We start from the raw sequence: 25,783 nt of genomic DNA on the forward strand, positions 1-25,783 counted from the left end.
CAGGTCAGACGTGTTCGATTACATCGAGGGTTTCTACAATCGAGTCCGCAGGCACAGTCATCTTGACCTTCTGAGCCCGCTGGCATTCGAGCAGCTTCGTACTGGAAGCTGAAATGTGTCTACGAAAACGGGTCAAGTCCACAGTTCGGATTTCGAGAAGCCGCGTGCCTGGAGGCGCTGGACAAGGTTGAGCAGAAAGGCGGCGAGGCGCTCTTCGGCGCGCATGCTTCCCAGCAGGAGCATCACACCATGATCGCGTACGATCTCGCGACTCATGATTTTGTGCACATGGTGCTGCAGGGAGTTCACTTCCCTCGAGATTTCTTCAATCCGGTTAAAGGGCATCACACAGGCTTCGGCATCTTCAAGTGCGATCGCATCGCATGTGTGGACGTCGTTCACGATGCCATCAAGACCAATTATTTCCCCGGCCATCTGGAAACCCGTGACCTGGTCGCGACCATCTTCTGTGGTCACGCAGGTTTTGAAGAAGCCGCTGCGAATGGCATACAGCGAGGTGAATTTGTCACCGGTATGGAACAGCGAGGCGCCGCGCTTGACCATTCGCCTTGTCGCCACCAGTTCATCTACCTTGCGCAACTCCTCCTTGTCCAGCCCCATTGGCAGGCAGAGCTCACGCAGGTTGCAACTCGAACAGGCTACTTTGATGGTTTCTTTAATCATTCAATTGCTTTTTTTGAGTCCATGAAAGGAGGCCCATTTTGCAAGGCATGAATCGGTAGTTCACAGAAGAGGCAGCAGGCGCTATTTTATCCAGGTCACTGGTTTTGTTGTGCGTGTTGACGATTGATCCATGTCAAGGTCTTCTGCACAGTTTAGCGGCAAAGTATGCGCTAACCCTGAGGATCCTTGTTCATGAGCGTTGTTTCGCCTGATTTGCTTCGCCGATTTGACGGGAACGGCCCGCGCTACACCTCTTATCCCACCGCGGACAGGTTTGTGGAGGCATTTGTCGCCGATGACTACATTCAGGCGCTCGAGCAGCGTCGTACAGGGGCGGCCGCGATGGCCTTGCCGCTGTCCCTCTATGTGCACATCCCCTTCTGCGAATCCCTTTGTTACTACTGCGCCTGTAACAAGATCATTACAAAACACCACGGCAAGGCCGACGAGTATCTTCGCTACCTCGACAGGGAAATCAACCTGCACACGGCGCATCTCGGTCTCGGCCAGGTGCTGACCCAGTTGCATCTCGGTGGAGGCACGCCTACCTTCATGAGCGATTTGCAGCTTCGCGCATTGATGGCCATGCTGCATCGCAGTTTTACTTTTGCGCCAGGCGGCGAGTATTCAATTGAGGTTGACCCGCGCACGGTTGACGTCAACCGGCTTGCCGTGCTGGCGGAGCTGGGATTCAACCGCTTGAGTTTCGGTGTGCAGGATTTTGACCCCGCTGTCCAGAAAGCGGTGCACCGTGTTCAGCCTGTGGAGCAGGTTTTTGCTCTGGTTGAGGCCGCACGGACGCAGGGTTTTGAGTCGGTCAATGTGGACCTGATTTATGGTTTGCCCCAGCAAACACCCGAATCTTTCGATCGCACCCTTGCACAGGTTGCGGCACTCCGGCCTGACCGGGTTGCGTTGTATGCATACGCCCATTTGCCGGAACGGTTCAAACCCCAAAGGCGTATCGCTGCGGCCGAGCTACCCCCGGCATCCAGCAAGATCGCCATGCTTTCGCAATCGCTGGCTGCGTTTGATGCGGCGGGCTATGTGTATGTAGGCATGGATCACTTTGCCCTCCCTGGTGACGCTCTGGCTGTAGCCAAGCGGCAGGGACGACTGCATCGTAATTTTCAGGGTTACAGCACCCAGCCGGATTGCGATCTGATTGCTCTGGGGGTTTCTGCGATCGGGAGGGTGGGGGCCATCTACAGCCAGAATGCAAAGACCCTTGAGGAGTATTACGACCATCTTGACCAGGGGCGGCTTCCTGTGGTCCGTGGTCTGGCCTTGTCCAGGGATGATCTGGTCAGGCGGGCGGTCATCATGGCCTTGATGTGCCAGGGCGAACTCCAGTTTGAGTCCATCGAGCTGGCCTACCTGATTGATTTTCGCCACTATTTTGGGGCCGAAATGGAGGCGCTTTCCGTGCTTGCTGGCCAGGGGCTGGTTGTTGTGGGTCCTACTGGTATCAAGGTCACTGCGGATGGCTGGTTTTTTATCCGGGCAGTGGCCATGGTGTTTGACCGATATCTGCAGGCTGATCACACCCGTGCCAAATTTTCGCGCATCATCTAGGGTCAATGCCCACCCGTTCATGATCAGTACGCCCTGATGCAAACCACGCTTGCCTTGACGGCCCTGTTCATGGGTCTTGCAGGTGGGCCGCACTGCGTGGCCATGTGCGGTGCAGCTTGTGCGGCCATAGGCCGTTCCGGCGATGGCCGCAACACGCGGTCAATGTGGACATTCCAGGCAGGCCGGGTAGCGGGTTATTCCCTGATGGGCGCGCTGGCTGCGGCATCCATGCAGGGCCTTGGCTGGCTCAGCATCCATTCGGCAGCGCTGAGGCCGGTGTGGAGCCTTTTTCATGTAGCAGCAGCATTCATGGGTTTGATGCTGCTGTGGCGGGCGCGCCAGCCAGTGTGGCTTGAGGATTCCGCGCGCCATGTCTGGATGCGGGTGAGGGCTGTCACGGGTGGATCAGGTGGGCGGCCGGGGGCTGGCGCGCTCCTCCTGGGCGTTGTCTGGTCGCTGCTGCCCTGCGGCCTGCTGTATTCCGCCTTGCTCGTCGCGGCGCTGACCAGCAGCATGGTTGAGGGCGCAGCCGTGATGGCCTTGTTTGCGCTGGGAAGCAGCGTCTCGCTGATGGCTGGTCCATGGCTGTGGTTGCGTTTGCGCAGGCAGGGCTCGGGCCAGTGGGCCATTCGGCTGGCGGGTCTGGCCTTGCTGGTGACGTCGGTCTTTGCCTTGTGGATGGGGCTTGTGCACGACACCGCCCCATGGTGTTTGGCGCCTTAGGGTGCACCTATTGCGTGCCTGGACGGCACACACGAAGTCAGCCGAAAAAATAAAATTAGCTCTTACAATTCTGGTTTTCAGGCGCAGCCACGCCCTGCAGGCGCGGGTTTTCAGTCAACTCAACCAGAATACCGACGGATCAAGAGTCATGCCAAAAAAGCAGTTGTTGTCGTTCGCAGTCCTGACCCTCGCACTTTCGGCTTGCGGTAAAAAAGAAGATCCTCCCGCTGCACCGACAGTGCCTGCCGCTGCCAGCAGCGCACCGGCCGCAGTTGTCAGCACCGAGGAAAAAGTCCTCAATATCTACAACTGGCCTGATTACATTGCCAAGGACATGGTGGCGAACTTCGAAAAGGAGTCCGGCATCAAGGTCAACTACCAGACCTTCGAGAACAATGAAGCGCTACAGGCCAAGCTCGTGGCTGGCAACACCGGCTACGACATCGTTGTGCCCGGCGCTGTGTTTGCCAAGGGCCAGATAGATGGCGGGCTGCTTCAAAAGCTGGACAAGGCAAAAATCGCCAATTACGGCAATCTGGATCCGGCCATCATGTCCAAACTGGACAAGATCGATACCGGTAACGCCTACCTCGTGCCCTGGGCCTGGAGCTTTACAACCGTCGGCATCAACAAGGCCAAGGTCACCAAGGCGCTGGGCGGCACCCCGATGCCCGAGAACGCATGGGAACTGGTGTTTAACCCGGTCTACACCGCCAAGCTCAAGTCCTGCGGCATCGCTTTCCTTGATTCTCCGACAGAGGTGATTCCGCCTGCAATGCATTTCCTTGGTAAAAATGCCTATTCCAATGACGCAGCTGACCACAAAGCCGCAGGCGAGATGCTGGCCAAGGTCAGGCCACATGTCCGTCTGTTTTCCAGCACCATGATTGATGATCTCGCGGCAGGCAAGGCGTGTGTGGCGCTGGGCTGGGCTGGTGACATCAACATTGCACGTGGCCGCGCTCTCGAAAACAAGAACGGCAATGAGGTCGAAGCACTGTTGCCCAGCACCGGCGGCTTGATTTTCTTTGACAACCTGGCCATTCCCAAGGATGCGAAGCACCCCAACAATGCGCTGGCGTTCATCAACTATTTCCTCAAGCCGGAAGTGTCTGCATCGCTGACCAATGAGTTGGGTTACGCCACGGCCAACAAGGCCAGCCTTGCCAACGTCAAGCCCGAACTCGCCAAAGACCCGGCCGTGTTCCCGGATGCGGCCAACCTGCAGAAGATGGTGTCGCCGTCGAGCTTCAGCAACGAAGCCCGACAGTCCATGAGCAACGTCTTTACCCTGTTCAAAAAAGGCTCCTGAGTGGCCGGGGTAAATCTGTCGGAAGGCTTTTTGCGGACCGACCAGCTGGTCAAGCGTTTTGACGGTGTTGTTGCAGTAGATGACGTCTCACTGTCCATCAACAAGGGCGAAATCTTCGCGCTGCTGGGCAGTTCGGGCTGCGGCAAGTCGACCTTGCTGCGCATGCTGGCCGGTTTCGAGACACCTACGTCCGGGGCCGTGGTGCTGGGTGGCGTTGACATCGCCTCCATGCCTCCGTACGAACGCCCCATCAACATGATGTTCCAGTCGTATGCGCTGTTTCCGCATCTCAATATCTGGGACAACATTGCTTTTGGCCTTAAACGCGAGGGCATGCCAAAGGACCAGATTGCTGCGCGGGTTGAAGAGATGCTCAAGCTCGTCCAGCTGGAGACATTTGCCAAACGCAAGCCGCACCAGCTGTCCGGTGGGCAGCAGCAGCGGGTGGCATTGGCGCGCAGCCTGGCCAAGAAACCGAAACTGCTCTTGCTTGATGAACCCCTGGGTGCGCTGGATAAAAAGCTCAGGGAGCGCACGCAGTTTGAACTCGTGAACATCCTGGAGTCGGTAGGCGTGACCTGCGTGATGGTGACGCACGATCAGGAAGAGGCCATGGCCATGGCCTCGCGCATTGCCGTGATGAGCCATGGCCGCGTGCTTCAGGTAGGCACGCCGCGCGAGATTTACGAACATCCGAATTGCCGCTTTGTGGCTGACTTCATCGGAAACGTCAATCTGTTCGAAGGTGAACTGACGGTAGATGAGGTCGACCGGTGTGAGGTCACCATTTCCCAGGGGGTGGTCAATGTGGGCCACGGCATCAGCGGTTCACTGGGTATGGCCGCTGCTGTGGCAGTACGGCCAGAGAAGATCCACATCTCGAAGTCACGTCCCGAAGATGTAGCGGTCAATCTGTTCACCGGCCGGGTGAAAGAAATTGCCTATTTCGGCAGCTACAACACCTTCATCGTCGAGATGCAGGGTGGCCGCCGCATCAAGATCACCGAAACGAATACGACCCGGCATGAAGGCAGCGCCATCACCTGGGAGGACGACGTGTTCTTCTGGTGGGACGACATTGCGCCTGTCGTGCTGACCCAATAAGCTTGTTGCCGCGCATGAAAAAACCGGGAACTTTCCGAATCAGTCTGGGCAGGCGGTTCGTGATTGCCGTGCCCTACGGCTGGTTGCTGGTATTTTTTGTTCTGCCTTTCCTCATCCTGCTGCGCATCAGCGTCACGGACATGGGCAGCGGGGTCGATCCCTTCACGCCGCTCATTGACAGCGGCCGCATCATGCTCAAGCATGACAACTACCTGTCCATCTTCAGCGACGGCACAGGTGCAGGGGGCACTATCTATGTGGATGCCTACAGGACCTCGCTCAAGTACGCTTTCCTGACGACGCTTTGCTGCCTGCTGATAGGGTATCCGTTTGCCTACTTCATGGCACGTGCAAGGGCCTCCGTTCGCCCGGCGTTGCTGATGCTGGTGATGCTGCCATTCTGGACATCGTTCCTGTTGCGCGTTTATGCCTGGAAAGGAATCCTGGCTGATCAGGGCGTGCTCAACAACCTTCTTCTGGGCTTGGGCATCATCCATGAGCCACTGGTCATGCTTTACACCGATGTGTCGATGCTGGTGGGCATGACCTATGTCTATTGCCCCTTCATGATCCTGCCGCTCTACGCCAACCTGGTGAAGATGGATTTGCGCCTGATTGAGGCTGCGCACGATCTGGGTGCCAGTGCGTGGAAAGCCTTCTGGCTGATCACCGTGCCGCTCAGCAAGTCGGGCATCATCGCTGGCTCAATGCTCGTCTTCATTCCCGCAGTGGGAGAGTTCGTGATCCCCTCCTTGCTTGGCGGTGCGGAGAACATCATGATTGGCCGTGTCGTCTGGGACGAAATGTTCAGCAGCAACAACTGGCCGCGTGCAGCCGCCTTGTCGGTCGTGATGATCGTTGCCATCCTGGTGCCTCTGGCCTGGTATTACAGGTCCAGCGATGCAGCTTCGGGAACAGGGCGCTGACATGGCAGGCAATGCAGGAGCCGGCAAACGTCTGGGTGAAAAACACCTCGGCCGTCTGTGGCTGGCGCTGGTGTATCTTTTTCTCTACATCCCGCTGATTTTTTTAATCGTCTTTTCCTTCAACAGTACGCGGCAGGACGGCATCTTTACCGGTTTTTCCCTGCGCTGGTACCAGGCATTGGTAGATGATCCCCGCCTGGTGGAAGGCTTCTTTCTGTCATTGAAGGTGGCGCTGATCACCGGCACGCTGTCTGTTGTGCTGGGCAGCTTTGCGGCGTTTGTTCTGGTGCGCTACAAGCGGTTTTCAGGTCGAACACTGTTCTATGGGCTGGTGAACGCGCCTCTGGTCATGCCTGAAGTCATCATCGGGCTGTCATTGTTGTTGCTCATGGTTGCCGTGCAACGAACACTTGGTTTTCCCGAGCGTGGCTTTGTCACCATCGTCCTGGGCCATACGCTCCTGGGCATGGCTTACGCGACGGTGGTCATCCAGTCACGCCTGAGTGAGATGGACAGGTCAATAGAAGAGGCTGCCATGGATCTGGGCTGCCGCCCCATGCAGGTGTTTTTTCTCGTCACGCTGCCCAACATTGCGCCCGCGCTTGTATCTGCATGGCTGTTGACCTTCACCTTGTCATTTGATGATGTGGTGATCTCCGAGTTTTTGTCAGGCCCCGGTGTCACGACCTTGCCGCAAGTCATCTTCAACTACGCCAGGCGCGGGGTGAACCCGTCCATTTACGCTGCAGCCACCCTGCTGATCGCTGCAGTGTCGCTGGGCATCATTGCCTACAGCATCTTCATGATGCGGCGGCAAAAACGCCTGGACCGCGAGATCAATGCGGCGGTGCGTTCCACTGCGGCAGCGTAGCCAGCACAACGCCAATCATCGCAATGCCAAAGGCGCCGATTTGTGCGCCGCCCAGTTTTTCACCGAGGAACAGCACACCAACAGCTGCAGCGCTGATGGGCAAAAGCACGGTGAACACGCCGGCCTGGCTCGCCGGCACTGTTTTCAGCCCGGTCATCCAGAGCCAGACAGTCCAGACGCTTGCCGCCATGGAATAAAACAGAAGCAACATCCAGCTCGAACTGCTGACCGAGGCGAAGTCAAAGCGCCATGCCGCCCACAGGCCCAGGGGCGTCACCAGCGCAAACCCCCACAGATTGATCAGCGCGGTGATTCGTTTCGGGCTCAAAACCCCTGTCAGTTTTTTCCCTATGACGGCATATGCCGCTTCACATATGACAGCCCCCACCAGCAGCAGATTGCCCAGCCAGGCATTTTTTGCCGATAAGCCTGGCTCCAGATTCTCCGCAACGTGGGGTGTGGGGTCGTGCTTTGAGACCGACACAAGCACGACGCCTGCGACTGCGCATGCAATCGCGAGTCCGGTGCGAAGGGTGATACGTTCACGTAAAAATAACCAGCTCAATAGCGCTACCGTCGCCGGGATGGACGCCATGATGACGCCCACCGCAACGGCGCTTGTCATGCTTACGCCAAACAGCATGCAGACCGAAAACAGGAAGTTGCCCAGGAAGGATTCCAGAAACAGCAGGCGTCTGGTCTGCTTGTTCGTGGCCTCCTCACCCGCAGGCTTTTTCAGCCAGTGAAGCATCGCTGCGCCCCCAATACCAAATCGCAGCCAGGCCAGAAGAAAAACAGGCAGGGCGGCAACAAGCGGTTTGGAGAGCGCGACATAGCTGCCCACGAGCGACATGCTCAGGGCAAGACAGGCGTAGGCCAGAATGCGGTTCATGACTATGCAGTTTGTGCCATTTTGGTTTCAATAATGCATCACTTTGAAATCTGAAAAATATGCCTCCGGAAACCCGCCACGTTTTTGTCTATGGCACTCTGTGCAGCGGGGAGCAGCGCGACATCAACAATCTGAATCCGCGTCCCCGTTACATCGGTGAGGGCTCCGTACCCGGCACGCTTTACGACCTTGGAAGCTATCCAGGCATCGTGCTCGGCGGGCAGGGTACCGTGCGCGGTGAGGTGTATCGAATCAGCGCGGAGCTTGAGACCAAGCTGGACGAAATTGAGGAGGTCTGGCCCCAGCAGACTGGTGAGTATGCGAAACGCGAAGTGCTGGTCCGGCTGCAGCGGAACGGAGGAGGGGATAGTGATGGCCGCACTGCATCGTGCCTTGTTTATGAAGTCGCAGGGGCGCAAACCCGGGGAAAGGTATTGATTGAGAGTGGGGACTGGGTGAAATACAGAAAGCTGAGGACGCTCACGGCTGATTGAGATGGCTCGGTTTATGCATGTTCATACGGCAGGTGATGGCAGGTGCGCAAATTTCACAATTCAGCATGTGCTTTTCTTGATGTGAAATTTAAAAATGGTGCACTGCAAAATAATTTCTCAATACAAGAAATTTAATTTCATATTGTGGATATATTTTTGCAACTCGTTGATTTTAAAAGAGATTAAATTTTGTCTTATATAAGACATAAGAGATAAATAAGTCTTGTAGAAGACTTAAACTGACGTCAGTTCTTCAAACCGTTTCTTTCTTATTCACCTCAACCTCTGGAGCCCACCATGCCGCAAGCCCTGACCGAACAACTCAGCCGTGATCAGCAAATCTCAGCCCTTGAAAAAGACTGGGCGACCAACCCCCGCTGGAAGGGCGTCAAGCGTGGTTACAGCGCTGCCGACGTGGTTCGCCTGCGCGGTTCGCTGCCGATTGAGCACACGCTTGCAAAGCGTGGCGCTGAAAAGCTCTGGGACAAAATCAACGGTGGCGCCAAAAAAGGCTACGTGAACGCGTTTGGTGCGATTTCTGCTGGCCAGGCCATGCAGCAAGCCAAAGCGGGCCTTGAGGCTGTCTATCTGTCTGGCTGGCAAGTCGCTGCTGACGGCAACACCTCTGAAACCATGTACCCCGACCAGTCGCTGTACGCCTACGACTCGGTGCCCACAATGGTTCGCCGCATCAACAACACCTTCAAGCGCGCTGATGAAATCCAGTGGGGCCGCGGCATCAACCCTGGCGACAAAGAGTTCATTGATTACTTCCTGCCTATCGTTGCCGATGCTGAAGCCGGCTTCGGCGGCGTGCTGAATGCCTTCGAACTGATGAAAAACATGATCCAGTCGGGCGCTGCAGGCGTTCATTTTGAAGACCAGCTGGCTGCCGTCAAGAAATGCGGCCACATGGGCGGCAAGGTGCTGGTTCCTACGCAGGAAGCCTGCGAGAAACTGATCTCCGCACGTTTTGCAGCCGACGTGATGGGCGTGTCCACCATCGTTCTGGCGCGTACCGATGCAGAAGCCGCCAACCTGATCACCTCTGATCATGACGCAAATGACAAGCCCTTCCTGACCGGCGAGCGTACGCAGGAAGGTTTCTACCGCGTCAAAAACGGCCTGGAACAAGCCATCAGCCGCGGTGTCGCCTACGCCCCCTACGCTGACCTCGTCTGGTGCGAAACCGGCGTGCCTGACATCGGCTTTGCCCGCGAGTTCGCGCAAGCTGTGCATGCTGCCTGCCCAGGCAAGCTGCTGTCGTACAACTGCTCGCCGTCGTTCAACTGGAAGAAGAACCTCAACGACAAGCAGATCGCGTCCTTCCAGGAAGACCTGTCTGCACTCGGCTACAAGTACCAGTTCATCACGCTGGCCGGTATCCACATCAACTGGTTCAACACCTTCCAGTTCGCACATGCATACGCCAACGGCGAGGGCATGAAGCATTACGTCAACATGGTGCAGGAGCCTGAATTCGCAGCACGTGACAAGGGCTACACCTTCGTGTCACACCAGCAGGAAGTTGGCGCCGGTTACTTCGACGACGTGACCACGGTGATTCAGGGTGGCTCGTCCAGCGTCAAGGCGCTGACCGGCTCTACCGAAGAAGAGCAGTTCCACTGATCTCTGCCTGAAGCCAGGCAGGCCCCGCAAAGCGGGGTTTGACCAGAAAGCCCGGGCCCTCCCTGACAGGGTTGCCCGGGCTTTTTTACGGGTCGGTTTTCGCGTAGAGTGCAGCCTGCCCTGGTTAAAACCTGACAATTAATGGTGGAGGAGGCCGCGATGTCTGAGCTGACGACGGGTTTCAAGCGTATTTCCTGTCCCGATTGCAACGGTACCGGGGAGTTGCGCATTGAGAGTGAAAACATCAACGAAAACTTTGAAGTCGAGAATCAGACGGTCATCATGGAATGCCAGAACTGTCGCGGTTTGGGGTTCATGCCAACCGTCTCGTCCCAGTAGGCCCAAAAAATCCTCGCCGCCCTGGGCTGCCATCGTGTCGTAAAATAAGCCCATGCAATCAATCAAACTTGAAACAGGAAGGATAGTCCGGGTTATGACACCGCGAACTACGACCTCGCCTTCTTCCTGGAGTCATTCAGGGCGCTAGCCCGCACCCCTGTTGACAGCTGTATACCAGCACCACCTCCCCAACTTCCCGGATATTGATCAAGCGCGGCATTTACCGCGCTTTTTTATTGCCATTTTTAGATAGAGATTTTTCATGATTCACATCACGCTTCCAGACGGTTCAAAACGCGAATATTCCGGTCCTGTCACTGTGGCTGAGGTCGCAGCTTCCATAGGCCCTGGCCTGGCCAAAGTCACTGTCGCCGGCAAGGTCGACGGCAAGCTGGTGGATGCCAGCGACCGCATCGACCACGATGCAAAGCTGCAGATCATCACGCCCAAGGATGATGACGGCGTTGAGATCATCCGCCACTCGACGGCCCACCTGGTGGGGCATGCCGTCAAGCAGCTTTACCCCAGCGCCAAGATGGTGATCGGCCCGGTGATCGACGAAGGTTTTTATTACGACATCGCCTACGAGCGCCCGTTCACGCCCGAAGACATGGCCGCCATCGAATCGCGCATGCGCGAACTGATTGCGCAGGACTACGACGTTGTGAAAAAAATGACGCCGCGCGCCGAGGTGATTGAAGTCTTCAAATCCCGCGGCGAAGACTACAAACTGCGCCTGGTTGAGGACATGCCCGATGAGAAAGCCATGGGCCTGTATTACCACCAGGAATACGTCGACATGTGCCGCGGCCCCCACGTGCCAAATACACGTTTCCTCAAAGTATTCAAGCTCACGCGGGTCTCAGGTGCCTACTGGCGCGGTGATGCCAAAAACGAGCAGCTGCAGCGTATTTACGGCACGGCCTGGGCTGACAAAAAGGATCTTGAGGCCTATATCAAGCGGATTGAAGAAGCCGAAAAGCGCGACCACCGCAAGCTGGGCCGTGAGCTTGACCTGTTCCATGTCGATGACCACGCACCCGGGCTGGTGTTCTGGCACCCCAAGGGCTGGACCATCTGGCAGGGCGTTGAGCAGTACATGCGCAAGGTTTACCAGGACAACGGCTACCAGGAAGTCAAGGGTCCACAGATCATCGACAAGACGCTGTGGGAAAAGACCGGCCATTGGGACAAGTACCGCGACAACATGTTCACGACCGAGAGTGAAAAGCGCGAGTACGCCCTCAAGCCCATGAACTGCCCGGGCCACATCCTGATCTTCAAGCAGGGCATCAAGAGCTACCGCGACCTGCCGCTACGCTACGGCGAGTTCGGCCAGTGCCACCGCAACGAGCCTTCGGGCGGCCTGCACGGCATCATGCGCGTGCGCGGCTTCACGCAGGACGACGGTCACATCTTCTGTACCGAAGACCAGATTCTGAAAGAGTGCGTTGACTACACGACGCTGCTGCAGAAGGTGTATGCCGACTTTGGTTTTCAGAGTGACAGCATCATCTACAAGGTGGCAACGCGGCCGGATGCCCGTATCGGCTCCGATGAAAGCTGGGACAAGGCCGAGCACGCGCTGATGGAAAGCCTGCGCGCATCGGGCTGCGAATTCCAGATATCACCGGGCGAGGGCGCTTTTTACGGCCCCAAAATTGAATACACGCTGAAAGACGCCATCGGCCGGCAATGGCAGTGCGGCACCATCCAGGTTGACTTCTCGATGCCCGAGCGCCTGGATGCGGAATATGTGGGTGAAGACGGCAACCGCCATCGCCCGGTCATGCTGCACCGCGCGATTGTGGGCAGCCTGGAGCGTTTTATCGGCATTCTGATCGAACAGCACGCCGGCGCCATGCCCGCCTGGCTGGCCCCGGCGCAGGTTTCGGTGCTCAATATCACCGATTCCCAGTCAGATTACGCCCGGGAAGTTGTTAAAACACTGCAAAATCAAGGGCTTAGGGTCAATTTGGACCTGCGCAACGAGAAAATTACGTATAAAATACGGGAGCACTCGTTGCAAAAGCTTCCATACATCCTCGTCGTAGGCGACAAGGAGAAAGAAGCCAAAGCCGTCGCAGTGCGCGCCCGGGGTAACAAAGACCTTGGAGTGATGTCCCTCGAAGCCTTCTCTCAAATGATCGCTTCCGACATTGCACAAAAAGCCTGATTTTTGACTCGTTTGTTGATGATCTTGGCCTGTCGTCCTTACAGGGCGGGCGCAAGCCGCTATAGCTTTTATAGCAAAAGTTAAAGGATAGAACCATCGCTACTGAATTTCGTGACCGCCGCCAGCGCGAAGAACGCAAGCATCGCTTGAACCGTGAAATCATGGCCCCCGAAGTCCGTTTGTCGGGGCCGGACAATGAACCCCTGGGTATTGTCAGCATCATGGAGGCCTTGCGCCTCGCCGGTGAAGCAGATGTCGATCTTGTTGAAATCTCCCCCACAGCGGTTCCACCCGTGTGCAGGTTGATGGATTACGGCAAGTTCAAGTACGCCGAGCAGAAAAAGGCAGCGGAAGCGAAGTCCAAGCAAAAAGTGATCGAGATCAAGGAAATCAAATTCCGTCCCGGCACTGATGATGGCGACTACAACATCAAATTGCGCAATATCAAGCGCTTTTTGGAAGACGGCGACAAGTGCAAGATCACCTTGCGCTTTCGCGGTCGTGAGATTACGCACCAGGAACTGGGCCTGGCCCTGCTGGCGCGGATTCGTGATGAGCTGGCAGATTTGATCGTGGTGGAGCAGTTCCCCAAGCTCGAAGGCCGCCAGATGGTCATGATGATTGCACCGGGCCGCAAGAAGGCAGGCGGCGGAAACGCCAAGCCGGCAGCAGAAGCTGCACCGGCATCGACTGCTACGGCCTGAGCCGTAGCGCATGAATAAGGGGCAGCTTTCGGGCGCTCCCGCAAAGGCGGTGAAAGCCGGTTTTGCGAAAGCAGGGGAGTCAAATCTTCTGCGCAGGCAGTGAGGTAAATCTCACCGCCAAAAGTGGCGAATTAAACACTCGCCACAACAAGTGGAGAGGTAAAACTCGCCACAACAAGTGGCTCGGGGCCATCAAGTCTGCGTAGGTTCGCAGCGCCTCACGAGCACAAATGAAAAGGAGCATTTACATGCCCAAAATGAAGACCAAGAGCAGCGCGAAAAAGCGTTTTCGCGTTCGTCCAGGTGGCACCGTCAAGCGCGGTCAAGCCTTCAAACGTCACATCCTGACCAAGAAGACCACCAAAAACAAACGCCAGTTGCGCGGTGCAGTGACTGTGCATGAGACCAATATGGGTCACATGTCGCAGATGCTTCCCGGCCAGGGCATTTAATTAACGACGAACAAGGAGTAAACACATGCCTCGCGTCAAACGTGGTGTAACGGCTCGCGCCCGCCACAAAAAAGTTCTCACCCTTGCAAAAGGTTTCCGCGGTCGCCGCGGTAATGTCTTCCGGATCGCCAAAGAAGCGGTAATGAAGGCCGGGCAATATGCCTACCGTGACCGCCGTACCAAGAAACGCGTGTTCCGCCAGTTGTGGATCGCCCGTATCAATGCTGCAAGCCGTTCATTCGGCATGACATACAGCCAGTTCGCCAACGGCCTGAAGAAAGCCGGCATCGAGATCGACCGCAAGGTTCTGTCCGATATGGCCATTCACGACAGCGCTGCATTTGGCGCCATCGTCGAGCAGGTCAAGGCCAAGCTGGCTGCCTGATTTTCAAAGCAGCAGGCTATTGAATCAATAGCCGGTTGCGCTTGAAGACAAAGGGCTGGAGCTTGAAAAGGCTCTGGCCCTTTTTCATGGTCTTTTCAACAAGCCTCAGCCGCGCTGAGCATTGCTGAAAACGCCTGTGCCACATATATAAGTTGAAACCGGGAATGTATGAATCAACCTGATGCCCTGGGCGAGCTGGTCAACAGCGCCAAAGCCAGTTTTGAACAAGCCGCCACGCCGGCCGACCTTGAGAACGCCAAGGCGCTGTTCCTCGGCAAGTCCGGCCGCGTCACAGAGTTGATGAAGGGCATGGCTGCACTCAGCGTCGAAGAGAAAAAATCCCGCGGCGCCGCCATCAACCTCGCCAAGCAGGCGATTGAGGCGGCCCTCAATGCACGCCGCCAGGCGCTGGCCGATGCCGAGCTTGAAAAGCAGCTCAAGGCCGAAGCACTCGACGTCAGCCTGCCGGGCCGGCAACGCAGCCAGGGCGGCCTGCACCCTGTCTCACTCACGCTGGAGCGTATTGAAGCCATCTTCGGCTCCATGGGTTTCGATGTGGCCCAAGGCCCCGAGATCGAAACCGACTGGTTCAATTTCACCGCGCTCAACACGCCTGAGGACCATCCCGCACGCTCCATGCACGACACGTTTTATGTTGAGGGCGGCACAGAGGCGGCACCCAACCTGCTGCGCACGCACACCAGTCCGATGCAGATCCGTTATGCGGTCCAGCACGTCAAAAAACACCGCGCGCTGATCGATGCCGGCGGCCGCATGCCCGAGATTCGTGTCATCGCCCCTGGCCGTACCTACCGCGTCGACAGCGACGCCACCCATTCGCCCATGTTCCATCAATGCGAAGGCCTGTGGATTGGCGAGAACGTCAGCTTCAAGGATTTGAAGTTTGTCTTCACCGATTTCTGCCGCACCTTCTTCGAAAGCGACGACCTCGTGTTGCGCTTCCGCCCCAGCTTTTTCCCGTTCACAGAGCCCAGCGCAGAGATCGACATCCAGTTCCAGTCGGGCCCGCTGTCTGGCCGCTGGCTTGAAGTGGCCGGCTCAGGCCAGGTGCACCCGAATGTGGTGCGCAACATGGGCCTGGACCCTGAAAAGTACATCGGCTTCGCCTTCGGCATGGGCCCTGACCGCCTGACCATGCTGCGTTACGGCGTCAATGACCTGCGCCTGTTCTTCGATGGCGATATCCGCTTCCTGTCTCAGTTTCAGTCATAAAAATAAGAACAACAAGGTAAGAACATGCAATTCCCAGAATCCTGGTTGCGCGAATTCTGCAACCCGCCCCTGACGACCGAACAGCTCGCCGAAACTTTGACCATGGCCGGGCTCGAGGTTGAAGAGCTCAAACCCGTCGCGCCACCGTTCACCAAAATCGTCATCGGCGAGATCAAGGAGTGCGTGCAGCACCCTGATGCTGATCGCCTGCGTATCTGCCAGGTCGATGCAGGGCAGGGCGCATTGCTCAATATCGTTTGCGGTGCGCCCAATGCCCGCGTCGGCATCAGGGTGCCTGTTGCCCTTGTCGGCGCAGAGCTTCCACCGGGTGAAGACGGCAAACCCTTCCTCATCAAGGTCGGCAAGCTGCGCGGTGTTGAGAGCCAGGGCATGTTGTGCTCCGCACGCGAGCTCAAGCTGTCTGAAGACCACGGCGGCCTGCTTGAACTGGCGGCAGACGCGCCGCTGGGCCAAAACATCCGTGAGCACCTCAAGCTCGACGACACCCTGTTCACCCTCAAGCTCACGCCCAACCTTGCGCATTGCCTCAGTGTGTACGGCGTCGCACGCGAGTTGGCCGCGCTGACAGGCGCACCGCTCAAGGTGCCTGCCATTCCTGCCGTGCCCGTGAATGACGCGACCCGTTTGCCCGTCAAGATCAGCGCCCCAGACCTCTGCGGCCGCTTTTCAGGCCGTGTGGTGCGCAAGGTCAACACCAAGGCTGTCACGCCCGGCTGGATGGTCGACCGCCTGGCCCGTTGTGGCCAGCGCAGCGTCACCGCGCTGGTCGACATTTCAAACTACGTGATGTTCGAGCTGGGCCGCCCTTCGCACATTTTTGACCTCGACAAGATTCATGGCGGCCTCGATGTCCGCTGGGGCAAGCCCGGTGAATCGCTCAAGCTGCTCAACGGCAATACCGTCACCGTCGATGAAAAAGTCGGTGTCATTGCAGACGACGCTCAGGTCGAGTCGCTCGCTGGCATCATGGGCGGCGACGCAACTGCCGTCTCTGACGACACGCAAAACGTCTACGTTGAAGCCGCCTTCTGGTGGCCCAAAGCGATTGCCGGCCGTTCACGCCGCTTCAATTTCTCAACCGATGCAGGCCATCGTTTCGAGCGTGGCGTAGACCCAGCGCAGACCGTCGAGCACATCGAACGCATCACGCAACTCATCATCGATATCTGCGGCACGCCCGATACGGTGTGCGGCCCCATCGATGACCAGCAACCCAATGTGCCCAAGGCGCAGCCGGTCACCTTGCGTGTGGCACGTGCCGCCAAGGTCATTGGCATGCCGCTCACGCAGGCGCAGTGCCTTGATGCGCTCAAGCGCCTTGGCCTTGAAGTGGTGGAGGGGGAGGGCACCCTCACCGTCACGCCGCCAGCCTATCGTTTTGACATCCAGATTGAAGAAGACCTCATCGAAGAGGTCGTGCGCATGGTGGGTTACAACAACCTGCCTGAAACACCACCGCTCGCGCCCATCACGGCCAAGCTGCGTGCAGAGGCTGAACGCAGCCCGTTTGCCGTGCGCCGCGCGCTGGCGTCGCTGGGCTACCAGGAAACCATCAACTTCAGCTTTGTCGAAGAACGCTGGGAGCATGAGCTGGCCGGCAACCCCGACCCCATCAAGCTGCTCAACCCCATCGCCAGCCAGATGAGCGTCATGCGCTCTTCGCTGGTGGGTTCGCTGCTCCAGGTGCTCAAGTTCAACCTCGACCGCAAGGCGCCCCGCGTCAATGTGTTTGAGCTTGGCCGTGTCTTTTTGCGTGATGCGCAAAGCCAGAACACCGACACCACCGTCGCCGGTTTTAACCAGCCCATGCGTGTCGCGGGCCTGGCTTACGGCCCGCGTGCTGCCCTGCATTGGGGCCAGCCAGACAAAAGCGTTGACTTCTTCGACATCAAGGGTGATGTTGAGGCTTTGCTTGCACCTCTCTCCGCCGTGTTTGCACCGGCTGAACACCCCGCCATGCACCCCGGCCGCTGCGCCAGTGTGTCGGTCAACGGCAAGGTGATCGGTTTTGTCGGTGAGTTGCACCCCAAGTGGCGGCAGGGTTACGAGTTGGCCCAGGCACCGCTGCTGTTTGAGCTTGACCTTGACGCCGTGCTGCAGCGCCCCGTGCCGGTATTTGAGGTCGTCAGCAAGCTGCAGCCCGTTGAGCGCGACATTGCCGTCATCGTGGCCGAGGGCGTCACGCACGCGGCCCTGATGGCTGCCATCCGCGGTGCCGACACACGCGGCCTGCTCAAGGCCGCTACGCTGTTTGACGTGTACAGGCCACAGGCCGCCAACACCAGCATGCAGCAGGGCGAGAAAAGCCTGGCCGTGCGTTTGGTGCTTTCCAGCGACGCCGCTACACTGACCGAAGAAGACATCGAGGCGGCGGTACAAGCGGTACTGGCCAACCTGCAGGCCAAATTGCAGGCGCGACTCAGGGCCTGATGGGGCAACGCCCACATCAGTGATTCCAGACAAAAACAGCATCCGGAGGAGAGCTCAAGTGGAATTTTCAATTGAAAGCCTGGAAACGCCTGCGCTGACCAAGGCGCACCTGGCCGAATTGTTGTTTGAGCAAATTGGCCTCAACAAACGTGAGTCGAAGGACATGATCGACGCGTTTTTTGACCTGATTTCCGACAGCCTGGTCGATGGCAACGACGTCAAGATCTCCGGCTTCGGCAACTTCCAGATCCGCACCAAAGCCCCGCGCCCAGGCCGCAACCCCCGCACCGGCGAAGCCATCCCCATCGAAGCCCGCCGCGTGGTCACCTTCCACGCCAGCCACAAGCTCAAAGACCAGATCCAGGGCAACGGCGCAACGCCGACGGAATAGGTCGTCTTAAAAGACCCGCATGGTCGGTCAGCTGAAATTCAGGGTTTTCCAGCCCCAGCCGCCCGCTTTCTTGCCGGCGGTATCTGTCAGCAGATGTTAATTGTGTGACGGCGCAACACATTTCAAAAAAAATCTTCAACTCTTTGCGCTAAGTTTCGACTTAGAGTAGATTTGGAGGTTTCCCCCTTAGCGCATTGATTTAATTGGAGAAATCCCTTCCTCCCATCCCCGCGAAACGCTACTTCACCATCGGTGAGGTCAGTGATTTGTGCGGCGTCAAACCTCACGTGCTCCGTTATTGGGAGCAAGAGTTCACGCAGCTGCGCCCGATGAAAAGGCGCGGCAACCGCCGCTACTACCAGCACCATGAGGTGCTGATGATCCGCCGCATACGTGATCTGCTCTACGACCAGGGCTTCACCATCAGCGGTGCGCGCAACAAATTGCATGAGATTGTCCAGGTCGAGGCCGACAAGCGCCGCAACGGCGAGGTCATGCTTGACGGCGTAGACATCATCGACGGTGCCGATTCAGGCCTGGGTGACTTTGCCGACTCAGGCGATTTTGAAGACAGCGAGCCCGGCAACGACGCAGCCGACCTGCCCAGCGGCATCCTCGCCCAGCAACGCCTGCAACTGGTACGCCGCGAACTCTTTGAAATTCGTGATCTGCTCGGCGCCACTTATTAAGAACACAGCTTGGCGCAAGCTATAATTTGAGGCTTCGGTGTGTGGCGCAGCCTGGTAGCGCACTTGCATGGGGTGCAAGGGGTCGAAGGTTCGAATCCTTTCACACCGACCAAATGAATCAAGGACTTAGAGTGGAAATGCTCTAAGTCCTTTCTTCTTTCTGATCACTTATTAGTGGATTGCCCTCACTTTGCCCCCCACACCTAGGCTGTCAGTATTTCTTTGAGTACTCATGAGAATGTTGGGTTCCGGTTCGACGGTGCGGTAAGCATTGACTCCAGAGCCTAGTTCTCGACCTTGACGAACCCATCCAGATACAAGAATTCTGAAGGTGAAACATCGTTGAGCATCAAACGGTTGCCATCCCCATCATCCGAATTTCCCCAAAAGGCTCGGTAAAGTTTGGAGGTGCATACCTTTCGCAAAAAAGTAAGTGACTTGGCAAGCTTCTTGTTGTGCTCCGAGATGAATCCAATGGGCACGCAAAGAAACTCCGATGCAGGAGTCTTCCACTGATACAAGGCTGAGACATGCACCCCAGGTAGCACCAAAATTTCGAATCTTTCGGACATTGCTGGAGATGGTCCCAACAGTACGTCATTGAAACCGGCATTCAATAGAAGGCGCGCCTTGCTCAGTAATGAATCTTTGCGGTCAGATTGACCAGCATTACACACTGCGACGATGTCGACAGCCTCACCCCACTCCTTCTCAATGAGCTTAGAGATCGCAAACACTGAATCTTTCAACATCTCAGTACGCCCCCACAGCTCGCTTTCCGGAATCACCCAGAACATCTCAGTGGGGAACGGTGTTTCTGGCGGTCTGTTGGTTGCAAAGTACCGAAGAGCCTTTTCAAGTCCTTTCAGAAGCTTTTCAAGGTTTTTTGGCATGTACAAAGCGCCAAGCACTGCCTGACTTTTTCCGGCGTCATATATCTCTCCATTGCCTTCTGCGTGTACCTCTTTCACATATGTTGAGAACGAAAACTCAAGGTGTGTTGATGTCTTCAGCGTCATGGTGCCGCCTATTGAAGCACCTGATTGAGTGACTTCGCGCATATACCGCCTTAGAACAGAGTCATCAAAAACTGCTGGAAATTCTGAAAAAAAGTCCGGATGGGTGACCATTTTCCCAACTCGGTCGGCGGTCAATTGGGTCAATTTTGATTTCAGGTCATCTGGCAATAGTGCGTTGTCTTCGAGCTGATACTCAATGTTCCCGTCCATACCAATATAGAAATCCATCGGAACGGGAACGTTAAATCGCTTTCCCGAGGAAATTTCTTCTATTTTGTATACGCTGAAGGCTCGTTTATTTTCATCATCCTTATCAATCCTTTCAATGTCATTGAAATGTCGATGAAAGGCTTCAGAAGCATGGTCTAGCGTGTGAGCGGAACCGTTTTCTGCAGTCTCCCAATTCAGGTCAAGGGTGTTGTCCCAATATCCACCATTTCGCGCCCGCTTTAAAGGTGAAAAAGTCAGCAAATTAAAAATCGGATGGCTTTGGCGCTCTACGATTCTGGTGAATCTGGGAACCCCATCATTTGACGCCACAAATCGAGCCAGGGCGTATGAGGTAAGGGATAAGACGCCCTCAGAGTCTTGAGCTAATCCTTCGGACTTGAGGACTTCAACAAGTTCATTTGCCTCATGTCCTGCAAGTCCAAAATATTCCCTGAATACTTCAAATTCGATTTTCTCTGCCAAGTGAATAAGTCGGACTGCAAAGTCCGTCATGACCGGAACTTGTCGCTCGACCGACACGTGACAGCGCACGTAATATTGCTGCGCAGGTACACCGAGGGCTACCGAGTTAAATTTCTCAAGCATTTCAAGCTCCTCCTTTAACCGTACGCGATGGGACGAGTTGAGCTTGGCCTTCCTTCGCCATCAAAGTCACTTCGTCCAAAACCATTTTCAATGGAGTTCCAGCACGACCAGACCACATCGTCGTTGAACCAACAACAATCAATCGGTCCTGGGCTCTGGACAAAGCAACATTAATACGCTCGGGCTCGGACAAGAAACCGACAACACTTGAAGTGTCATTTCTGACCACTGACACGATGATGATGCAGTTCTCTTTACCCTGATAACTGTCCACCGTGCCAACTGTAAATAGGTCCCTAAAGTCTCCCGCCCAGTCCGCTTGGTCCAGCTTGCGTCGAATTAAATCCCTTTGGGCTGCGTACATCGTGATAATTCCAATGGGCGCAGAGTCGGACTCATGCACCTTAATTCGAATCGCTTCAACGAACTCTTTAGACAATACGATTTCACGTACAACAGAAACGATGATGTTTGCCTCAACTTCATTGACTAACGCACCATCCCCAGCTGAAAGGTCCTTATGGAAACTCGCTCGACCCTGGTCGGCCGTATCAATCCATACGACTTCTTTGGAAAGATAGGGTGGAAGCTTTTCATATGCGGCAATTGGAACGTCCCGATCAACCGTCAGAGCGCCCTCATAGAAACAATTAGAGACAACTCGGTTTATCGAACTTGCCATCCGATATTGCTTCAAAAGAGTGCGTCCTACTGATCGTCCGTATTCGGATGAAAATGCCCTTTGAAAGTTATTCATCTTTCGGAAATTAGCCCTGCCGATTTCCAAGAGTTGTGAAGTTTTTTCTTCCACCGCCCTAGGGTACATCGGGGGCAGCTGAAGATGGTCACCAACCAAAAGAACTCGCCTACCTGCCTGCATGGCGACAACAAGTTCCATAGGTGACGCTCTGGCGGCTTCGTCAACGATGACCCAGTCGTATACGTGATCGACGATACCGAGCATGTGCTTCCCGACTCCTACACATGTTCCCGCAACGACTCGAGCAGTACGAGACAAAAATGAAGTGAAATTTGAATGTGGGCTACGGAGCACATCTGAGAATTCTTTTGAAAGCCAAAATAATCTTTCGAGCTTTTGACACTTTTCTGGACTTGGAGACCCGTTTGACTCCGTAACCTTGCTCAGCAGTCCTTCCATGACATCACGCAGGTTAGATTCCTCGCTCACCTCGAGGTCAAAACGTGAACGTGCTATTTCACAAAACCGCGTTTTTAGCCTCGTAATCTGAGCGCTCTGCTTACCTTCATCGATGTCCCTGTTCGAATAATCTGCACTCTGCAAAAACTCAATGCGACCGAGCAGTTGCCCTAGACTCATGAACACATCACTTGCTACGTCCACATACAGCCTAGGCAATCCAAGTTGGTATCCAACCGCCCTTATTCGCTCACGTATCTCAGCGTCAAATTTTTCACGGTAAATCTGTCGCCTAGCGTCTTCGTGAACTAGCCGCAGCTTCTTTGAAACCATGGTTGCCGAGCCGACCCGCACCATCGACAGAGCTACTTGGTTGGAAACAGCAAGGTCCGATACCTTTTCAAGTGCATTGTTCACTGCCTCGTGAGACTGGCTTACAAGCAATATGTTTTTGGCAAGTCCTCTGCTTATTGCCAAATGGACGAAGGACGATATGAATTTTGTCTTTCCTGTTCCAGGCGGTCCCTGTAGCAACGAAATCGGACCGTTCCTGAAACTCTGAAGCAGTGCGTCCCTTTGTTGGTCATTTAAACCAAGGCTGCCGATTGAATCCAACGCAGTCATTGGAAACTGGTGTGCCTGAATCGAAAGATGAGGGTCAAAGTACTCATGCAGTTTGAGAATTGAAGCACCACCGCCCAAGACACGTCTCATTGCCGCTACCCGACGTTCTGATGCGCTGGTCTCAAAAGAACCTCTGACGAAGAATGTTTTTCCCTCAGTTATCTTTAGACGATTGCTTGTCGGAGAAACGCGCAAAACATCCTTACCAATATCGGGTGAAATCAGACCCACACGAAACCAGGTTTCTGTTCCTTTCATCGGGTCGGTCCCACGTTCGTGCAGCTCAATCTTTTCACCCTCTGAAAAGTCGAGAACCCCCTCCTCAAGCTCGTAGGGCACCAGCCAGGAATACTGCTCATGAGGTACTCTTTGAGCGCCTGATCGAACGGTAATTCTTGTAGCGTTCAGTTCGTCAGATTCTGCTAACGCTTGCCAAAGCGCCTTCGCGGAAATCAGAGTTTCGCCAGCCTCATGTGCCTCTGAAATGTCGTATGGGTTTTTCGCACCTGACCCAGTAGCGGAGCTCTCTTCTAAGTCATGGTCGTCTCTCGTAGAGCGGTATCTCTCGTAAAGCAAGTCAACCAATTCATGTGCATCCGACACTGCGGCGTAATCGATCCCAATGTGGGCATGCAGCCGAAATACCGAGCGTCGTGCGTTGGACACATAGAGGTCATGTCCGATTTCCTTTAGGGAAATATCGATTACCCGTTCGGCTTGCAGGTCGTACTTGATGACAACCTGCTGCCGCAAGCCTGTCACAAAGAAGATAACGCGTCTCTCCGCTGGAATTGGCTGGACACCAACGGGGAAGATTCCGTTATCACCCTCTAACTCTTGAAATTTCCCCTGTTCCGACACTGTCCGCCAAATGCTGATTACAAAAGCTGGGTGAATGTCCTTCGGCGGATACAGTTCCTTCTGCAAGGTTTCGGCCAGAAGATCAATTGGAATGTTGATTTCCGTGAGTTCTTTTGCTCGACTGGCTTCGGAATGGGTCGTGGGGAACTCCACATCTGATAGGAGCTTAAGTGTCAGTAGTAAGGTTAAGTAGAGGTCTCTCTGCAAAGCGGACCCCCCCTCCAAGTGCATAGGCAGGTCGTCAACGGTTATGCAGCTATCACCGTCTGCGGTAAGGTCAAGGACATCGAGAAGTACCACCTGAACGCTTCCATCGTCCGACTGTGATACCGCAATGTTTGCCTCCTTAATGTCGCCATGCGTAATTCCGATTGCATGAAGACGGCGAACTGAATTTAGCAGCGACAGCGCCACTTCGGCACGCGCCTTTTTTGAAGAGCATCCCTCTAACCACTTATGGAAATCTTCGCCTGGTGCCCATTTGGTGACCAATATCAAGCCAAATGGGCTAACTCCGAAATCTACAACCTCTGGGGCCGCATTGAAGGCTGATTGCCTGAGCGAACGAGCTGTTTGGAGAAACTCCAGAAGCTTGCGGTTCCGGCTTGGATGTTTGATGTCAAACCTCAAATTGGGCCAACACTTCACCAATACCTTTTCACCTTCCTTCTGAGAGATGTAAACATTCTTGCCAGGCAATGAAGGAAGGATTTCCGTCGGTAACAATGTCATCGGACTGGCATCCGTCTTGTAGACACTGATGTCTGCTTCTGAAACACTAGCTTCAACATCTTTTGCAAGCGCGATGTTCAATGCATCAAGTGCCTCCGATGCAGACTGATAGCGCTTCGCTGGATCCCAATTGATACAAGTCTGGAACCAGATATTCAGCACCGGAAACCTAATGGCGTTGTTCTCGTCGTAAAGAGGCACACTATCTAGGTCCTCCAGTCTTGTCCCTTCAAAGATTTCAAATGAGAGAACGCCCAGCAGAAACACGTCACGAGTAAAGGCAGAGTGCGCAACTGACTTATCTGCACTGCCATCGTCTTCCGGCAGGCGGATTGATCCTGTCTCCAGTTCCACTCGATTGGCACCGACGGTGCGGCCCTCTGGAATTCTGGCCGCTGCAAAGCTGGACAAAATAATTCGGGAGGGTTCAACCACCCATAAAGTCCTTGTTGTAATGTCCCTGTGAGCGATACCTAGTGAGTGGAGCTTAGCGAACCTTGCCAGCACGCTTTTCACCAATGCACATCGCTCGCTGTCATCCATCTCAGGCTTTCTGGAGATGAGTTCAGCAAGCCGTTCAACCTGCGCCGGTAATCGATAAGCCTCTACAAAGTTCGTTGTCACATCCTCTGGTGTGGCCGATCCAACTGGTTCGAGCAGGTCATCATGCAGGTCTGGCGCTTCTGTCCGCAGCATTTCGTTTAGACGAAGTTCCCGAAGCCCGATGGATGCGCGTTCAGCCGCCGTCGAGTTACCACCAGCCAAATTCGAAAAATTCCATTTCCGAATTAGCGCTCTTGATCGCCGATTTTCTCTATGCTCCGCTCTGAATTCCGACCAAATTATTTTTGGATGAATGTAATCCGCAACGCTGGTGACTTGCAGAAAGCCTTGGTATTCGGTCTTTCGCTCAAGAATTTGTGGATTTGTCAGTGAAAAGAAAAGTTCATATCGGTTTCGATCCGGCAACGGGTTTGCAGATGGGTATTGCCAGGTTAGTGGTATTTGAGGAAACTTCTTTCGGTATTCATCGACTTTGCCAAGGGTCTTTACAAAATCCGGCAAATTCATTACGAAACGACGCTCTTCGTCTGGGAAATTCTTAAGTCGACATGTCGGATGGCAGAGAACTACAAGGTGCTCTATGTAGGGGATGGACGTATTCTGTAGCTTTGCCCTAAGGCACTCTCCCAACACTTTTACAGTTTGTCTCGTCTTGTCGACAGGGGACCTATTGAATTTCCCCTTGTGCAACCACTGGCGATTGGAATATTCAATTTCGTCACGCCAGTTCTTCAGTTCCACCAGAAAAATTCTGTTGGTTGCAAAAATTACGAGGTCTAAATCACGGGGATCAGTTGAACCGCGCTGCAATAGTTGGAATCCGGCAAACCCGAACCAGTTCGCGGGCAACCCTTTTTCAATCTCCCTAAATGCTCCCTGCTCAACATCGAGAACACCCTCGGCACATAGATAGGTTATTTTCATTATTTAAATCCCTAAATTCTTGAAAATTGATTTCAATCGACTCCGAATCTAGAT

Annotated in this window: 21 protein-coding genes, 1 tRNA gene and 1 pseudogene; 19 read left to right on the forward strand and 4 right to left on the reverse strand. The window is 55.1% G+C overall.

Annotated features, from left to right (window positions below):
• The coding region (locus HYX42_RS23230) for an IS3 family transposase (protein ID WP_366931151.1) at positions 1-112 on the forward strand (112 nt) is incomplete at its 5' end.
• 29 nt (positions 113-141) lie between these two features.
• Here the strand turns inward: HYX42_RS23230 and HYX42_RS12640 are convergent.
• Positions 142-684, reverse strand: a pseudogene (locus HYX42_RS12640) (cyclic nucleotide-binding domain-containing protein); the annotation flags it as partial.
• Between the two features lie 192 nt (positions 685-876).
• Between HYX42_RS12640 and hemN the strand changes: the two are divergent.
• The 6 genes from hemN (at position 877) to HYX42_RS12670 (ending at position 7,195) form a co-directional block, all read left to right on the forward strand.
• Positions 877-2,259 (forward strand): oxygen-independent coproporphyrinogen III oxidase, encoded by a 1,383-nt coding sequence (gene hemN, locus HYX42_RS12645; RefSeq protein WP_293403516.1) that lies wholly within the window; start codon positions 877-879, stop codon positions 2,257-2,259.
• 36 nt (positions 2,260-2,295) lie between these two features.
• Positions 2,296-2,982: a sulfite exporter TauE/SafE family protein gene (locus HYX42_RS12650; protein ID WP_293403518.1), complete on the forward strand. Its 687-nt coding sequence runs from the start codon at positions 2,296-2,298 to the stop codon at positions 2,980-2,982.
• Positions 2,983-3,130: 148 nt separating this feature from the next.
• Positions 3,131-4,294: an extracellular solute-binding protein gene (locus HYX42_RS12655; RefSeq protein WP_293403520.1), complete on the forward strand. Its 1,164-nt coding sequence runs from the start codon at positions 3,131-3,133 to the stop codon at positions 4,292-4,294.
• Positions 4,295-5,398 carry a polyamine ABC transporter ATP-binding protein gene (potA, locus tag HYX42_RS12660; RefSeq protein WP_293403522.1) on the forward strand — a complete coding sequence of 368 codons (1,104 nt, stop codon included), beginning with the start codon at positions 4,295-4,297 and terminating at the stop codon, positions 5,396-5,398. It abuts the gene before it with no gap.
• Positions 5,399-5,412: 14 nt separating this feature from the next.
• A complete protein-coding gene (locus tag HYX42_RS12665; RefSeq protein WP_293403524.1) occupies positions 5,413-6,324 on the forward strand; it encodes an ABC transporter permease in 912 nt (303 codons plus the stop codon).
• A gap of 1 nt (position 6,325) precedes the next feature.
• Positions 6,326-7,195 (forward strand): ABC transporter permease, encoded by an 870-nt coding sequence (locus HYX42_RS12670; RefSeq protein WP_293403635.1) that lies wholly within the window; start codon positions 6,326-6,328, stop codon positions 7,193-7,195.
• Here the strand turns inward: HYX42_RS12670 and HYX42_RS12675 are convergent.
• On the reverse strand, positions 7,161-8,087 hold the full coding sequence (locus tag HYX42_RS12675; protein ID WP_293403526.1) for a DMT family transporter: 927 nt from the start codon (positions 8,085-8,087) through the stop codon (positions 7,161-7,163). The two genes, HYX42_RS12670 and HYX42_RS12675, sit on opposite strands and share 35 nt — an antisense overlap.
• 59 nt (positions 8,088-8,146) lie before the next feature.
• Between HYX42_RS12675 and HYX42_RS12680 the strand changes: the two genes are divergently transcribed.
• The 12 genes from HYX42_RS12680 (at position 8,147) to HYX42_RS12735 (ending at position 19,142) form a co-directional block, all read left to right on the forward strand.
• Positions 8,147-8,581: a gamma-glutamylcyclotransferase gene (locus HYX42_RS12680; RefSeq protein ID WP_293403528.1), complete on the forward strand. Its 435-nt coding sequence runs from the start codon at positions 8,147-8,149 to the stop codon at positions 8,579-8,581.
• 297 nt (positions 8,582-8,878) lie between these two features.
• Positions 8,879-10,210: an isocitrate lyase gene (gene aceA / locus HYX42_RS12685; protein ID WP_293403530.1), complete on the forward strand. Its 1,332-nt coding sequence runs from the start codon at positions 8,879-8,881 to the stop codon at positions 10,208-10,210.
• 159 nt (positions 10,211-10,369) lie between these two features.
• Entirely contained in the window at positions 10,370-10,549 is a 180-nt protein-coding gene (locus tag HYX42_RS12690) for a hypothetical protein (RefSeq protein WP_293403532.1), read from the forward strand.
• Positions 10,550-10,811: 262 nt separating this feature from the next.
• Complete coding sequence (gene thrS, locus HYX42_RS12695) at positions 10,812-12,725, forward strand: threonine--tRNA ligase (RefSeq protein ID WP_293403534.1); 1,914 nt, start codon at positions 10,812-10,814, stop codon at positions 12,723-12,725.
• A gap of 95 nt (positions 12,726-12,820) precedes the next feature.
• On the forward strand, positions 12,821-13,429 hold the full coding sequence (gene infC, locus HYX42_RS12700; RefSeq protein ID WP_293403636.1) for a translation initiation factor IF-3: 609 nt from the start codon (positions 12,821-12,823) through the stop codon (positions 13,427-13,429).
• 248 nt (positions 13,430-13,677) lie between these two features.
• Complete coding sequence (rpmI, locus tag HYX42_RS12705) at positions 13,678-13,881, forward strand: 50S ribosomal protein L35 (protein WP_293403536.1); 204 nt, start codon at positions 13,678-13,680, stop codon at positions 13,879-13,881.
• Between the two features lie 25 nt (positions 13,882-13,906).
• Positions 13,907-14,266, forward strand: coding sequence for a 50S ribosomal protein L20 (rplT, locus tag HYX42_RS12710; RefSeq protein WP_293403538.1), 360 nt, complete (start codon positions 13,907-13,909; stop codon positions 14,264-14,266).
• Positions 14,267-14,434: 168 nt separating this feature from the next.
• On the forward strand, positions 14,435-15,499 hold the full coding sequence (gene pheS / locus HYX42_RS12715; protein ID WP_293403540.1) for a phenylalanine--tRNA ligase subunit alpha: 1,065 nt from the start codon (positions 14,435-14,437) through the stop codon (positions 15,497-15,499).
• Positions 15,500-15,523: 24 nt separating this feature from the next.
• Positions 15,524-17,950, forward strand: a complete 2,427-nt coding sequence (pheT, locus tag HYX42_RS12720; RefSeq protein ID WP_293403542.1) for a phenylalanine--tRNA ligase subunit beta — start codon at positions 15,524-15,526, stop codon at positions 17,948-17,950.
• Between the two features lie 58 nt (positions 17,951-18,008).
• Entirely contained in the window at positions 18,009-18,341 is a 333-nt protein-coding gene (locus HYX42_RS12725; RefSeq protein ID WP_293403544.1) for an integration host factor subunit alpha, read from the forward strand.
• Between the two features lie 203 nt (positions 18,342-18,544).
• Positions 18,545-19,030: a MerR family transcriptional regulator gene (locus tag HYX42_RS12730; RefSeq protein ID WP_293403546.1), complete on the forward strand. Its 486-nt coding sequence runs from the start codon at positions 18,545-18,547 to the stop codon at positions 19,028-19,030.
• Between the two features lie 35 nt (positions 19,031-19,065).
• Positions 19,066-19,142 (forward strand) — tRNA-Pro (locus tag HYX42_RS12735).
• 172 nt (positions 19,143-19,314) lie between these two features.
• On the opposite strand, the gene HYX42_RS12740 is transcribed toward HYX42_RS12735, so the two are convergent.
• Positions 19,315-20,865 (reverse strand): hypothetical protein, encoded by a 1,551-nt coding sequence (locus HYX42_RS12740; RefSeq protein ID WP_293403548.1) that lies wholly within the window; start codon positions 20,863-20,865, stop codon positions 19,315-19,317.
• Between the two features lies 1 nt (position 20,866).
• Positions 20,867-25,729: an AAA domain-containing protein gene (locus HYX42_RS12745; RefSeq protein ID WP_293403550.1), complete on the reverse strand. Its 4,863-nt coding sequence runs from the start codon at positions 25,727-25,729 to the stop codon at positions 20,867-20,869.
• Positions 25,730-25,783: the final 54 nt, after the last annotated feature.

This window comes from Polaromonas sp. (genome assembly GCF_016185115.1).
Classification (GTDB): Bacteria; Pseudomonadota; Gammaproteobacteria; order Burkholderiales; family Burkholderiaceae_C; genus Polaromonas.